This is a genomic window from Segatella copri DSM 18205 (assembly GCF_025151535.1).
Classification (GTDB): domain Bacteria; phylum Bacteroidota; class Bacteroidia; order Bacteroidales; family Bacteroidaceae; genus Prevotella; species Prevotella copri.
Map to the genome: position 1 here is coordinate 263,173 of NZ_CP102288.1, position 14,805 is coordinate 277,977.

Genomic DNA, 14,805 nt, shown 5'->3' on the forward strand with positions numbered 1-14,805 from the left:
TTCGCAAAATGCGTTATCGGCTGCAAAAGTACAAAAAATAACTCGAAAAGCCATACCTTTTTTATCTTTTTCCTTTTAATACTTCGGATGGAGAGACGCGTGCTGAGTTGGGCGGAAGGAGTTGTGGGGATGGCATGGAAGGAGCGCTATGGAAGGAGTTGGAAGGTATGGATGATATGGATGGAATTCCGTGCAAAGATACAACTTTTCTCTGATACTGCAAAAATTGGGGGTGTGATAAGGAAATGTTTGAACTATGCTTTCAGATTGAAAGTAGTTAAACTTCCTTACTCATAGTTTTGCAGGTGACAACTCATAGTTTTACGGGTAGCAACTCATAGCTTTGTTCTCTTAAAGTATAGAGTTAAGCAGTAAATCAGGTGTTTATGAGGGTTGTGATGTTTTTACAGCAATGACTCAGTTCCTCAGTTTTTCTCTGACCCTTCACTTTTTCCTTTATTTAGAAGTTTATTATATATATAATATATAACAATTTAAAACAACTTTGAACTATAAGGGCTATATACCCCTAGAAAAAAACTGAGGAACTGAGGAACTGAGTCAATGATAGAGACTTAGAATCTTACTCTTGATACTGTTGAATAGGTGCTTATGTTAAAATTTAAGTATCAGATTATCAGATAAATAAAATACTTGACCCCCTGAAATAAGGGGTCAAGTGTTTATTGTGATACCCATACGTCGTGAAACACAACGTATGGGTATGAAAAAGAATTTCGTTACATTGAACTTTCAAATCGTAACTTGATGAGATTTGGCTGATTTACATCTCAACCACTACTTCATGCTTGCCTTGAGAGCAAGGAATGATGGTGCCTGAGATAGGAGTGCCATCCACTGTAATCTGCTTCACACCCTTCTGGTTTCCGCTAGGATTCTTTACTGTGATATGGTATTCGCCACCACGGAACTTGCGGGTTACCTCATACTCCTTAGCGGTACTTGGGAGACAAGGATCGATGAGCAAACCTTCATAATCTGGCTTGATGCCGAGGATGAATTCTGATACAGTATACCACATCCATGCCGCTGTACCGGTGAGCCAGGAGTTCTTTCCTTCGCCCGGTTTGGCTGCATCCTTACCGGCTACCATCTGGCAGTTTACGTAAGGCTCTACCTTGTGAAGTGTCTGATATTTTTCCTCTACATAGCTAGGCAGAATCTTGGTATAATGGCTCCAGGCATCGTTGCCTCGACCGGCTACAGTCTCTCCGATGATGACCCAAGGATTGTTGTGGCAGAAGATACCGGCGTTCTCCTTGTAGCCTTCAGGATAAGAAGAAATCTCACCCATTTCTACATGATAGGTAGTGTAGGCTGGATTGTTCAGCACCAGTCCGTGCTCGCATTCCAGTCGTTTCTTACTGCTGTCCAGTGCTATATCGCAGAGTCCTTCTTCCAGACCGATACCAGCCATCGTACACCAGCCCTGGCTCTCGATGAAGATTTTGCCTTCCTCGTTCTCATCACTACCAATCTTGTTGCCGAAGAAATCGTAAGCGCGGAGGAACCATTCACCATCCCATCCATGCTGCTTTACAGCCTCGTTCATCTCATCTACAGCCTGCTGCATGCGCTCAGCTTCTGTCAAATAATCTTCCTCTGCAAGACCGGCTATTTCGCCCTCCTTGCTTTCCATAGCTTCCTTGGCAAGCTGCTTGCACAGAGCCACATAATCCTTGCCGGTAACAACGAACAGACCGGCTATCATCAGACTCTCTGCCTTGCTTCCTTCGCCCTTGTTTTCGGTGGTCTGGAAACTCTCGTTAGGGTCCCAGGAGAAGCAGTTTAGGTTCAGACAGTCGTTCCAGTCGGCTCTTCCGATGAGTGGCAACTTGTGCGGACCCAGGTTGTTGATAACATGGTTCATCGAAATCTTGAGGTGCTCGAAGAGGCTTACTTCTGTGCCTGGCTGGTTGTCGAAAGGCACCTGCTCAGCGAGGATAGAGAAGTCGCCCGTCTCCTTGATATAGGCTACGGTACCGAAGATGAGCCAGCAAGGGTCGTCGTTGAAACCGCCACCGATATCGTTGTTGCCACGTTTGGTGAGTGGCTGATACTGGTGGTAGCAGCCACCGTCAGGGAACTGGGTGCTGGCGATATCGATGATGCGCTGGCGGGCACGGGTAGGTATCTGATGAACGAAACCTACGAGGTCCTGGTTGGAATCGCGGAAGCCCATGCCTCGACCGATGCCGCTCTCGAAGAAACTTGCCGAACGCGACATACAGAAGGTGATCATGCACTGATACTGGTTCCAGATGTTCACCATGCGGTCTAACTTGTCGTTGCCGCTCTTCACGGTGAAGATGTTCAGTAGGTTATCCCAGTACTGGTTGAGTTCTGCGAAGGCAGCATCCACCTTTTCTGTGGTATCAAACTTGGCGATAAGCTGATGAGCCTTCTCCTTGTTGATTACCTTCTTGGCGCTGAACTTCTTGTCCTGTTCGTTCTCCACATAGCCCAGCAGGAAGATGAGGTCGCGGCTCTCGCCTGGCTGCAGGGTAACCTCGATATAATGAGATGCGATAGGGCTCCAGCCGTGGGCAAAGCTGTTGCGTGGCTTGCCTTCCATCACAGCCTCAGGCTCGGCAAACTCGTTGTAGAGTCCGATGAAGCTCTCGCGGTCGGTATCGTAGCCCTGAATCTCGGTATTCACTGTATAGAAAGCATAGTGGTTGCGGCGCTCGCGGTATTCGGTCTTGTGATAGATAGTAGAACCCTCTACCTCCACCTCGCCCGTTGAGAAGTTGCGCTGGAAGTTCTCCATGTCGGTAGCAGCATTCCAGAGGCACCACTCTGCAAAGGAGAACACCTTGAGGGTCTTCTCCTCCTCAGTCTGGTTCTTCAGCGTCATCTTCTGCACCTCAGCCCATGTATGGAGCGGAACGAAGAAGAGCACACTCGCCTCCACGCCGTTCTTGCTGCCCGTGATGCGGGTATAGTTCATGCCGTGGCGGCATTCGTAGCTGTCGAGCGGTGTCTTGCAAGGTTTCCATCCCGGGTTCCATACGGTATCGCCATCTTTGATATAGAAATAGCGACCGCCATTATCCATTGGCACACCATTGTAGCGATAACGGGTGATGCGACGGAACTTGGCATCCTTGTAGAAGGAATAACCACCTGCTGTGTTTGAGATGAGCGAGAAGAAATCCTCATTACCCAAATAATTGATCCAAGGCCATGGGGTCTTTGGGTCAGTAATCACGTATTCGCGATTGGCGTCATCAAAATGACCATACTTTTTTTCTGCCATTGTTTTTTAAATGTTATTTCTTGGTAAAATATACGATTTTGGTGCAAAGATAGTAAAAAGTTTCACTTTCGGGGTTAGAAAACAGTTTTTTTTTGTATTTTTGCAATGAAAAGTTTGATGATTATCATCATTCTATAAACATTTTATACAGTTGGCTTATGAAAAGAAATATTTTATCACTTCTGATAGCCCTCTTTGCTACGATGCAGGTAGCGGCTCAGACATACGACAACTTGTGGAAGCAAGCTGAAATCAATGCTCAGAAGGACCAGCCTAAGAGCGAAATCGCGGTGATGAAGAAAATCATCGCCAAGGCTTCGGCTGCCAAAGATTACGGGCAGCTGCTGGCGGCTGAGATAAGACAGATGACACTCTGGAATGAGATTTCGGCTGACTCGCTGACGCCTAACGTAAAGCGGATGGAAGCAGAGGTGCTGAAGGTGAACGACCCTGCATTGAAGGCGGTGAGATATGCCGTGCTGGGTAAGGTGTACTGTGATATGAACGAAAAGAAAAGCCAGGAGTTCTTCAAAAAGGCCTTGGAACAGCCTGAACTTCTTGCTCGACATACATCTACAGAGTATGTTCCATTGACACTGAAGGGCGTGGATGGCAGTTCCTTTAACAACGATCTGCTGCATCTCATCGGATTCGCGGCAGACAGCAAGGAGGCGTATCTGCAGCTGTACACCTATTATAATAAGGTGGGCAATCGGGGTGCGGCTTGTCTCTGTGCCTATAAGCTCATCGAGAAATACCGCCAGGACGACGTGAGAGAGGTGAAGAAATCGAAGTATCTGCAGACCATCGACTCGCTCATCCAGGTTTATCAGGATATTCCGGAGGCAGGCGAACTTGCCGTGGAGCATTTCCGCTTCATGGAAGGTGCTACCGATGCCAAACCGCAGGATAAGCTCAACTATATCAACTATGCGCTGAGCCGCTGGGGTGGATGGTCGAGAATGAACGAACTGAGAAATGCGCAGAAGCGACTCACCGAACCGATGTTCCGGGTAAAGGATATGCCACAGGTATTGCGACCTGGGGAGAAGGCGTGGGTACAGCTGAACGTGCGCAATCTCCAGAACCTGAAAATCAGCATCTCCCGCCTCAATATTACGGCAGATAACGATTATAATGCGCAGAATGAGGCTACCTATAAGATGCTCCTGAAGAAGACTACGAAGCTGCATCAGAAGGATTACAGCAGGAATTACTATGGTCGTCCGGATTATCAAGTGGTGAAGGATTCCATCGAAATCGGTGGCAATCTGCCGCTGGGTGCCTATCTGATGGAGGTAACTTCGGATAATACCGGCATAGCTCCGCAGCGCAAACTCTTCTATGTCAGCAATCTGGCGGTGATGATCCAGCAGTTGCCGGATGATAAGCATCGCTACGTAGTGGTGAATGCTACTGATGGCCAGCCTATCGCCGGGGCTAAGATTGAACTCTATGACCAGTGGTATGGTTTCAACATGAAGAAGGACAAACGAACGGTTCATGCCCGCTTGACGACCGATGAGAACGGAGAGGCTTACTTCAAGAATGTGGATGGAAACATCTTGATTTCCACCAGCAATGATAAGTTTACGCCTGCCAAGGGCATCTATCTTTCTCGTGACCGCTATTACGAACGGAAGGATAATGAGACTAAATATCAGGTTTATACCGACCGCAGCATCTATCGCCCGGGTCAGAAGGTACATGCCTCAGCCATTTCCTATACTGTCAAGAAGGGGTTGGATGCCAGCGTGCCAGGAAAGAGTATGGAACTGAAGTTTGTCCTGAGTGATGCCAACTGGAAGCAGGTGGCAGAACAGAAGGTTACGACCGATGAATATGGTACGGCTTCGGTAGATTTCGAACTCCCGAAGGAGGGAAAGACAGGACAGTATTCCATCTCCGTGAACGGTACGGCAACAAAATATGTAAGAGTGGAGGAGTACAAGCGTCCAACCTTCGAGATTACCTTCCCGAAGGTGAACGAGAAATATAACTGGGGCGATACTGTAGTGGTGAAGGCTACAGCCAAGACCTACTCTGGTGTGCCTGTGCAGGGTGCCAAGGTGGAGTATCAGGTGACTCGCAGAAACCAGCTCTGGTGGTGGGGCGCAGGCTCTACCGGACAGTTGGTGAAGACTGACAGTTGCGTGACTCGTGAGGACGGAACCTTCGACGTAGAGATTCCGCTAGAGGCTTCCTTGTCAGGAAAAGACGAGGCTGATATGAGCGACTTCATGCGCATCGCCCGTTTCTTCAACTTCGAGGTCTCAGCCATCGTTACCGACATCAGCGGTGAGAGCCACGAGGGTGTGATGAGTCTGCCTCTGGGCACCAAGCCAACCATCCTCACGGTGAATCTTCCTAAGCGTATCGAGACAGACAGTCTGAAGACGGTGACCTTCGCTTACCGCAATGCCAGTGGTATGCCGATTTCGAGCAGGTTGAAATATCGAATTGATAAGGGCGAATGGAAGGATGCCGAGGCGAATGCACCGGTTTCTATCAAGGAATATGCTTCTTCTGCATCTTCTGCCTTTGTTTGGAAATCTGGCGTTCATCAGCTGGAGGCAATCTGCGGACAGGATACCCTGCAGCAGAAGTTCACGCTCTTCAGTATGAAGGATACCCATCCGGTGGAGCCAACTACCGAATGGTATTATCAGACGGCGAAGACCTTCCCTCGTGATGGCAAGCCGGTCTATATCCAGGTGGGCTCTTCGGAGAACGGAGCGCACATCGTATATTCCATCATCGCCGGCAACAAACTGCTGGAGAAGGGCGCCTGGGAGTTGGGCGACAGTATCGTGACTCTGCCTTTCACCTACAAGGAGGAATATGCGTCGGGCATCGTACTGAACTATAGTTTCGTGAAGCAAGGCAAGTGCTATACCCGAATGATGAGCATCGCCCGTCCTTTGCCTGAGAAGAAACTGAACATCGCCTGGAAAACCTTCCGCAACCGTCTGACCCCTGGACAGAAGGAGGAGTGGACGCTGAGGATTACCACCCCTGACGGCAAGCCAGCCAAGGCGCAGCTGATGAGCGTACTCTATGACAAGTCGCTCGACCAGATAGCCCCGCATTCCTGGAATTTCTCCCTGGGCTTCTATCAGAGTTTGCCAAACTGTTACTGGAAGCACAACCTCAGTTTCCGTTCATTATACTTGAATGGTGTTTATCCTACCAAGTATTATGATGAGAAGCAATTGGATGTGGATAAGTTTGATGGCAAATTCTTTAGCTATTATACTTATATGCAAGCGGTAGAGCTGAGCAAGTTGGAACGTTCTTCTGGCGGAACCGTTGAGTCTGTTCGTATACAGAAAGACGAGCTGGTTCAGGAAGAAGCGAAAGTCATAAGGATTCGTGGCTCTAAGATGACCCGTGTTGCAGCGGCTGCTCCATCTGCCAACAAGGTTTTTGATGTAGTAGAGGAGATGCCGCAGTTTGTAGGTGGTTCTGGCTCAGACGTAGGACAGTACCTTGACAATGTGCAGGTGCGTGAAAACCTGAACGAGACCGCCTTCTTCTATCCTGCCTTGGAGAGCGACAACAATGGCAACGTAGCCATCAGATTTACCCTGCCGGAAAGCGTGACTACCTGGAAGTTCATGGGCTTGGCTCATGACAAGGAGATGCGCAACGGTTTGCTGGTGGATGAGGCTGTGGCTCAGAAGACCGTGATGGTGCAGCCTAACATGCCTCGCTTCCTGCGTGAGGGCGATAAGAGCACCATCGTGGTGAAACTCTTCAATACTTCCGACAAGAAGGTGAGCGGTAACGCCCGTATGCAGATTCTCGACCCGGAGACCAACAAGGTGGTTTGGCAGAAGACGCAGAACTACAGCATCGATGCCGAGGGCTTTGCTACCATCTCCTTTGATGTCCAGGGACTGAAAGAAGGCGTATATATTAATAAGGTGGTGGCTGCCGGTAATGGCTACAGCGATGGTGAACAGCACTATCTGCCGGTTTTGAGCAACCGTGAACTCGTGGTGAACACCCTGCCTATCACCCTGCATCAGAAGGGTGAGCAGAACTTCGACCTGAGCAAACTCTTCCTGAACAAGGAGGGCAAGCAGGCGAAGGGAGCTGAAGAGGCAAAGGTAACCATCGAGTACACCAACAATCCTAGGTGGCTGATGGTGAAGGCGCTGCCAGCTATCAGTAATCCGGATGAGGAGAACGCCATCTCGCTGATGTCTGCCATCTACGCCAATACCATCACTACCCATGTCCAGAAGACTCTCTCTTTGGATAATCATTCTCAGAAGAATCTCTCTCAGGAGAGCATCCGCTTGCAGAATCAGGTGGAGAAGCTGAAGAAATTGCAGAACGCTGACGGTTCCTTCTCCTGGTGGAAGGGAATGAAGGGCAGCCGGTATATGACTACATCGGTAGCCGAAATGATGGTTCGATTGAATGCCATCGCAGGTGTGCAGAAATCAACCGCCAAGATGCTGACTTCCGCCATCGATTATCTCTCCTGGCAGACAGCACAGGAAGTAAGAGAAATGAAGAAGCAGGAGGAGAAAAAGCAGAAGGTGAATCCTAGCGAACAGGCGCTGCATTATCTCTACATCCTTTCGATGGATGGCAGAAAGATGAAGCAGAATCTGGAATCTGACAAGGCTTATCTGCTGGAAAAGATGTCGAAGATGACGGGTGATTTCTCCATCTATGGCAAGGCGCGTGCCGCCGTGGTTCTCGCCAGAAACAGCCAGCAGAATGCTGCTTACCGCGAGAAGGCAGGCGAATATCTGCAGAGCGTGAACGAATATGCCGTTTACCGCGAAGAGATGGGCCGCTACTACGATACCCGCAAGGCACTCTACAGCTGGAGAAACTATAAGATTCCTACCCAGGTATCCGTGATAGAGGCGTTGCAGATGCTGAAACCGAACGACAAGCAGACCATCGAGGAACTGCAGCGTTGGCTCCTGATGTCGAAACGCACCCAGGTTTGGGATACGCCGGTGAACACCGTGGATGCCGTTTACGCCTTTATGAAGGGCAATGAGAGCAACTGGAGCAGGAAGGCTGAGAATGCCGTGCTGAAACTGGACGGAAAGCTGCTGCCGATGCCGCAGGATTCCACTACTTTGGGCTATGTGAAGACCGAAAGACCGGGCAAGGCATCTAGGCTGAGCATCGACAAAAAGAGCGATTATACCAGCTGGGGAGCCGTCTATGCAGAGTTTAAGCAGCCTATCAGCGAAATCGGTTCCATGGAGTCGGGCATCAAGATTCGCCGTGTCATCGTTCCAGCCGAATCTGAGGGTAAGGGCAAGGCGCAGGCGAAGGTAGGCGAGAAGGTGAAGGTAACGCTCCTCATCACCGCCGACCGCGACTACGACTTTGTGCAGATTACGGATAAGCGTGCGGCATGTCTGGAACCGGTTAACCAGAAGAGTGGTTATCAGTGGGGCATAGGCTGCTATGTTTCTCCAAGAGATCATGCAACAAATTTCTATTTCGATCGTTTATCTAAAGGTATGCACATCGTTGAAATGGAGTATTACGTGGATAGAAAGGGCGACTATCAAAGCGGAACTTGCACCGCTGAGTGTACTTACAGTCCGGAGTTTGGTGGCCGCACAGAGGCGTATGAGTTGAGAGTTAACAATTAATAGTTTATAGATTGATAATTTAAAATAGAATAGTATGAAACGGATGAATATATGGATGCTCTCAGCGCTGTTGGCACTGCCTGCATCAGCACAGAAGATTACAACCCAGCACGAGGTGGTAGACTGCGGACAGGTGGTGTTCCGCAAGCCTGTAACTGCCGAATTCATGCTGAAGAATGACGGGCACAAGCCGTTGGTTATCAACAATGTATTGAAAAGCTGCGGTTGTACGGAGGTAGATTATCCGAAGACGAGCATTGCTGCCGGCGAAAGTTTCGTCATCAAGGCGGTATACGATGCCAAGCAGATGGGTACTTTCACCAAGCAGGTTTGCCTCTATACCAATGCGGATGAAGAGCCGTTCATCCTCTCTATGAGGGGAAAGGTAGTGGGCAGCGTAGTAGATTTCGCTGGTTCTTACGATGAGATGCTGGGTGTCATCAAGAGTGATGCCCAGGAGGTGGAGTTTGATGACGTGAACCGTGGCGACCGTCCGGTTCAGCGCATCCATATCTTCAATCCTACCGACGAATTACTGGAGCCGGTAGTGATGCATCTGCCATCCTATCTTCATGCTTTCGTATCGCCTTCCAAGGTAGCTCCGCGTCATTCTGCCGAAATCAGTTTCGTGCTGGATTCCAAGAAACTGCGCGACCTGGGCTTGAACCAGACATCGGTTTATCTCGGTGAGCGTCCTGGCGATAGGATTGCGCCTGAGAAGGAAATCGTGGTATCAGCCGTTCTTCTTCCTGGTTTTGAGAACATGACTCCAGCCAAGAAGGCACTGGCTCCGAAGATAGAGATGTCTGCCACCGATCTCAATCTGGGTAGTTTCAATGGAAAGAAGAAGCTGAAGGGTGAGATTCTGATTACCAATAAGGGTAAGTCGGAACTGGATATCCGCAGCATGCAGATGTTTACGATGGGCTTGCAGGTGAACCTGAAGAAGAGTAAGATTCAGCCAGGAGAGACCGTTAAGATGAAGGTGACGGCTGTGGCTGCCGACTTGAAGAAATCGCGTGTCAGACACCCTCGTATCCTCATGATTACGAATGACCCTGACCATGCTAAGGTGGTGGTGAAGATTAATGTACAATGAATTAAAAACGAATATCGTGCAGATAGAAATAGATAACGGTAGTGGGTTCTGCTTTGGCGTAACCACTGCCATCAAGAAAGCTGAAGAGGAGTTGGCTAAGGGCGGTAAACTTTACTGCCTGGGCGATATTGTGCATAACGGTATGGAGGTGGAGCGCCTGCATGAAGCGGGACTCATCACGATAGACCATGAGCAGATGGAGGAACTGCAGGGCGTAAAGGTCTTGCTCCGTGCTCATGGTGAACCGCCTGAAACTTATGCCCTTGCCGAGCGAAACAACATCGAAATCATCGATGCTACCTGTCCTGTGGTGCTCCAGTTGCAGCGCCGCATCAAGAAGCAGTATGTCAACAATCCGGAGGCACAGATCGTGATTTTCGGCAAGAACGGCCATGCTGAGGTGCTCGGACTGGTGGGACAGACGGAGAGTCATGCCATCGTGGTAGAGAAGTTTGAGGATGTGAAGCAGTTGAAGGAAACCGGTCAGCTGGATTTCTCTAAAGATATCTATCTTTACTCCCAGACTACCAAGAGTCTCGATGAGTTCCACCGCATCATCGAATACTGCCAGGAGCATATTGTTGAGGGCGCTGTCTTCAAGAGTTTCGATACCATCTGCCGTCAGGTGGCTAACCGCATGCCTAACATCGCTGCCTTTGCCAGCAAGCATGATGTCATCCTCTTTGTGAGTGGTAGAAAGAGTTCGAACGGTAAGGTGCTTTTCAAGGAATGCAAGAGCGTGAATGCCAACAGCTACCAGATAGAAAGTGCCGACGAAATAGATATGAACTGGTTCAAGGATGTGGAAACGGTAGGTATCTGTGGTGCTACCAGTACGCCGAAGTGGCTGATGGAAGAGTGCAAGGATAAGATTATCAAGGAAAGTTCTGCTCTTTTGTAGTAAGAGTTAATGCGTTGATTGTTAGTTTGTTAACCCACTTGTTACCGCGTTTTGCGGTAGCAAGGGGGCATCTTTTATAAACTGTCTGAAAATAAAACAGGTGATAAATCTTCTCCCGAAGACCTATCACCTTCAAAAAACAGTAATTAACTCAAAATTTATAATCTATATCATTACTACCTTGTTAATATGGTTGCAAAAATACTAAATTGAAGTTTTTTTTCCAAATCTTTTTCATCGAATAAAATAAATTTATCGGCAAAAGTAGTATATTTAACGTATTTTTGCATTAATAACCCGGCAGTCTCTTTTCTGTAGCTTATTCTGCTATTGCTTTTTGATATTGTTCCATCAGCCATGCCTTCTGTTCAGGAATGGTCATGTTGCTGTTGTCGAGCGTGATGGCATCATCAGCCTTTCTGAGTGGGGAAGTCTCGCGGTGGGTATCGATATAGTCGCGCTCCCCTACATTCTTCAGAATCGCATCGAAGTCGGCTGGCATTCCTTTTTCCTTCAGTTCATCGAAACGGCGCTGTGCTCTCACCTGTGAGCTGGCTGTAACGAAAATCTTCAGTTCGGCATTAGGGAACACGGTGGTACCTATATCGCGACCATCCATCACAATGCCCTTGTCTTCGCCCATCTTCTTCTGCTGCTCTACCAGCGCCTCTCTGACGAAAGGAACAGCGGCAATCGGACTAACGTGGTTGGAAACCTCTAATGAACGGATTTCCTTTTCTACCAGTTCGCCGTTCAGATAGCAGTCTGGGCGACCGGTTGTTTCATTAAACTTGAATGAGATGCTGATGTTCTTCATCTCCTTCTGCAGTTCTTCAGTCTTTACGGCTCCATCGGCTTCGAAGAGCTGATGACGCAGCGCATAGAGGGTTACCGAGCGGTACATGGCGCCCGTATCTACATAAACATAACCTATTTCCTTGGCAAGATCCTTTGCCATCGTACTCTTACCGCAAGAAGAGTATCCGTCTATTGCTATTGTTATTTTCTTCATAATTTCGAACTAACTTTAATGTATAATTTATCATGTAGAATTTATAATCTGTAACTTACGTTCAGCATGAGACTGCTGCTACTGACGTGATATTTGCCGTAGGCAACGTTCAGATGGAAGCGCTCCAGGTTGATACCGCCACCCACAGAGAAACCGGCTCCATGACTGCTTTCCTCATCTTCTGAGGTACTGATTTTCATCTCGCTGGCTCTCCTGAAGTTGTAGCCGGCACCTATCCACAGGCTCTCCGAAAGCAGAATGTCGGCACCTACTACGGCATGATCACGAAGACTGCTGTCCCAATGGTTCAGGTTGACCAGTGTGGCTGATACCCTGAACGGTGCGTTGGCGAAGCGTTTCGTCACGCCCAACTGCAGGTCGATCGGCATCTTCTCATATTCATTGTCGTAAGCTTTCAGCTGTCCACCCAGATTCTTTGCCACGCAAGAAACCGACCATTCCGTTTCAGGGTCGTAATAGTTGATACCCAGATCCACTCCTACAGCGATAGAATTGTAATCGCCAATATACGAAGTGATGAATTTGGCGGCAATACCACCCGCAAACTTTTCACCGAGCATATAAGAGAAGTAACCCGCAATGGCAATATCCTTTGCAGAGAACTCACCCATCTGGATGTTGTTCTCATCCGTCTCTTTCATCTTGCCGTAGTCAACAAGCTGAGCCGAAACAGCCCACGAAGCCTTGTCGTTGACAATACGGTTGAAACTAGCCGAGGCAGTGTTCACCCCCGACATATAGTTCATATAATTGAGATTGACCGTCTTGTCGTTTACTGATGACAGGAGAGCCGGATTATGGAATATGAGTGCCTCATCATCTTCTATCAAGGTGATGTTGTCGCCACCCAGAGCAGCTGCATGAGCACTCACCGGCAAGCGAAGGAAATTATACCCCGTTTGGCTCTCTTGAGCATCAATAATTGTCGCAAAAAGCGTCAATATTGCGGAAATTACATATTTTTTCATTTAAATTTTCTAATTCTTTGGCAAAGATACTGCTTTTTTCAATAATAAGAAGTAATTTTGCAATGTTTTCGTAGGAAATAACGATTTTAAACGGTTTTTATTGTGGAAATTAAGAAATCAAATAGCGCACAACTGGAAGATAAGCGGGTTACATTTTTCCTGCTAGGGTTGCTGCTGGCTTTTACTTTCATCTTCGTAGGACTCCAATATCAGAGAGGTCCGCAGGGAGATGATGACTTGTCGGAATCGATGGAAGATCTTTCACAGGATCTGGAAATGTCGGCTCGTCCCGACCTGAAAGATATGGTGAGTGCAGAGGCTGTTTCGGCTCCTGCTTCTAAGTCAATAACTCAGGAAGTGAAGGCTGCCGAGCAACAGACTCAGAAGGCACCGCAGAAAATCAGTTCTACAACCAGCGAACTGGTTATCGGCGACGGCTCGGGTGTAGTGGATGGAGCAGAGGTGAAGGAAGCGGTTCCTGAAACTCCCATTGAGAATCCGGGAGCTGAGGCTCCTATCAAACTGACCGTCGTGCAGAAGATACCGCAGTTTCCTGGTGGCTGGTCTGCCTTCATGCAGTGGCTTACCAAGAACCTGAAGTACCCTGTAGCTGCCCAGAAGAGTAAGATTCAGGGAACCGTAGTGGTATCCTTTATCGTAAACAAGGATGGTAGTGTTGCCAATATCAAGGTAAGCACTTCGGTAGATCCATTGCTCGACAACGAGGCTTTGAGGGTGATGAAGATGATGCCGAAGTGGAAACCGGGCATCGATAAAGGCAAGGTCTGTCGCACGATGATTGCCATCCCGGTAGTGTTCCAGCTATAAATTATAAATTGTTCATTGTAAATTATACATTATAAATTATACATTATTATGAAGACAGCAGATGAAATTTTAAGCATGGTAAATGAGTTTCTGGCTAATTTGCCTTACGAAAGAAAGCCAAAGTCTCTTTATGAGCCTATCAGATACGTTCTTTCTATGGGTGGCAAGCGTATTCGTCCTACGCTCATGCTTCTGGGCTACAATCTTTTCAAGGACAATCCTGAGAAGATTCTGATGAATGCCGTTGCCCTGGAAACTTATCATAACTATACTTTGCTGCATGATGACCTGATGGACAATGCTGATTTGCGTCGCGGTCATGAAACGGTTCATAAGAAATGGGATGCCAATACGGCAATCCTCTCGGGCGACAGCATGCTCGTTCTGGCTTATGAACGTATGGCACAATGTGATGAAAAGCATCTTGCCAAGGTGTTGAAACTCTTTACGACCACTGCTCTGGAAATTGGTGAAGGTCAGCAGTTTGATATGGAGTTTGAAAACCGTAACGATGTGAAGGAGGAGGAATATATCGAGATGATCCGCCTCAAGACCAGCGTTCTCCTGGCTTGTGCCTTGAAGATGGGTGCTATCCTTGCCGATGCTTCTGATGAGGATGCAGAGAACCTGTATAAGTTTGGCGAGCAGATAGGATTGGCGTTCCAGTTGCAGGATGATTACCTCGATGTTTACGGCGATACCAAGGTGTTCGGTAAGGAGATTGGTGGCGATATCACATCCAACAAGAAGACTTACATGCTCATCAATGCCTTCAACCATGCCAACGACGCTCAGCGTGCAGAACTCCAGAAATGGGTGGATGCCAAGGAGTTCGACCGCAAGGAGAAGGTGGCTGCCGTTACCCGTCTATACAACGAGATAGGTATCGACAAAATGGCGCAGGATAAGATTGCTTATTATTTCGAGCAGAGCAAGAAGTATCTGGATGCCGTGAATGTGCCTGCTGAGCGTAAGGAGGAATTGGCAAAGTATGCTCAGAAAATGATGAAGCGCCAGTACTAGTTGATAGTTAATAGTTTATAGTTGACAGTTGATAGGG

General features: G+C 48.1%; 8 protein-coding genes. 5 read left to right on the forward strand and 3 right to left on the reverse strand.

Features of this window, described 5'->3' with window-relative positions:
• Window positions 1–784: 784 nt before the first annotated feature.
• Entirely contained in the window at window positions 785–3,280 is a 2,496-nt protein-coding gene (locus NQ544_RS01055) for a glycoside hydrolase family 94 protein (protein ID WP_006847796.1), read from the reverse strand.
• Between the two features lie 158 nt (window positions 3,281–3,438).
• Here NQ544_RS01055 and NQ544_RS01060 point away from each other — a divergent pair, with 158 nt between their 5' ends.
• From NQ544_RS01060 to NQ544_RS01070, 3 genes are read left to right on the forward strand one after another with little or no spacing between them, the layout of a single operon-like run.
• Complete coding sequence (locus NQ544_RS01060; RefSeq protein WP_006847795.1) at window positions 3,439–8,916, forward strand: alpha-2-macroglobulin family protein; 5,478 nt, start codon at window positions 3,439–3,441, stop codon at window positions 8,914–8,916.
• Between the two features lie 34 nt (window positions 8,917–8,950).
• Window positions 8,951–10,015, forward strand: coding sequence for a DUF1573 domain-containing protein (locus tag NQ544_RS01065; RefSeq protein WP_006847794.1), 1,065 nt, complete (start codon window positions 8,951–8,953; stop codon window positions 10,013–10,015).
• A gap of 13 nt (window positions 10,016–10,028) precedes the next feature.
• A complete protein-coding gene (locus tag NQ544_RS01070) occupies window positions 10,029–10,916 on the forward strand; it encodes a 4-hydroxy-3-methylbut-2-enyl diphosphate reductase (RefSeq protein ID WP_040553215.1) in 888 nt (295 codons plus the stop codon).
• Between the two features lie 319 nt (window positions 10,917–11,235).
• On the opposite strand, the gene cmk is transcribed toward NQ544_RS01070, so the two are convergent.
• Window positions 11,236–11,928, reverse strand: a complete 693-nt coding sequence (gene cmk, locus NQ544_RS01075; protein WP_006847792.1) for a (d)CMP kinase — start codon at window positions 11,926–11,928, stop codon at window positions 11,236–11,238.
• A 41-nt stretch (window positions 11,929–11,969) separates the two neighbouring features.
• Window positions 11,970–12,917 carry a type IX secretion system protein PorQ gene (gene porQ / locus NQ544_RS01080; RefSeq protein WP_006847791.1) on the reverse strand — a complete coding sequence of 316 codons (948 nt, stop codon included), beginning with the start codon at window positions 12,915–12,917 and terminating at the stop codon, window positions 11,970–11,972.
• A gap of 102 nt (window positions 12,918–13,019) precedes the next feature.
• On the opposite strand from porQ, the gene NQ544_RS01085 reads away from it, so the two are divergent.
• The gene (locus NQ544_RS01085; protein ID WP_006847790.1) at window positions 13,020–13,745 is read left to right on the forward strand and encodes an energy transducer TonB; all 726 of its coding nucleotides are present in this window, start codon (window positions 13,020–13,022) and stop codon (window positions 13,743–13,745) included.
• Between the two features lie 48 nt (window positions 13,746–13,793).
• A complete protein-coding gene (locus tag NQ544_RS01090) occupies window positions 13,794–14,768 on the forward strand; it encodes a polyprenyl synthetase family protein (RefSeq protein ID WP_006847789.1) in 975 nt (324 codons plus the stop codon).
• The last annotated feature ends 37 nt before the right edge of the window (window positions 14,769–14,805 follow it).

Bases quoted from the DNA above. Each gene is read 5' to 3' on its own strand.
- NQ544_RS01060 (WP_006847795.1), top strand. From the start codon at position 3,439: ATGAAAAGAAATATTTTATCACTTCTGATAGCCCTCTTTGCTACGATG.
- NQ544_RS01065 (WP_006847794.1), top strand. From the start codon at position 8,951: ATGAAACGGATGAATATATGGATGCTCTCAGCGCTGTTGGCACTGCCT.
- NQ544_RS01055 (WP_006847796.1), bottom strand. From the start codon at position 3,280: ATGGCAGAAAAAAAGTATGGTCATTTTGATGACGCCAATCGCGAATAC.
- cmk (WP_006847792.1), bottom strand. From the start codon at position 11,928: ATGAAGAAAATAACAATAGCAATAGACGGATACTCTTCTTGCGGTAAG.
- porQ (WP_006847791.1), bottom strand. From the start codon at position 12,917: ATGAAAAAATATGTAATTTCCGCAATATTGACGCTTTTTGCGACAATT.
- NQ544_RS01090 (WP_006847789.1), top strand. From the start codon at position 13,794: ATGAAGACAGCAGATGAAATTTTAAGCATGGTAAATGAGTTTCTGGCT.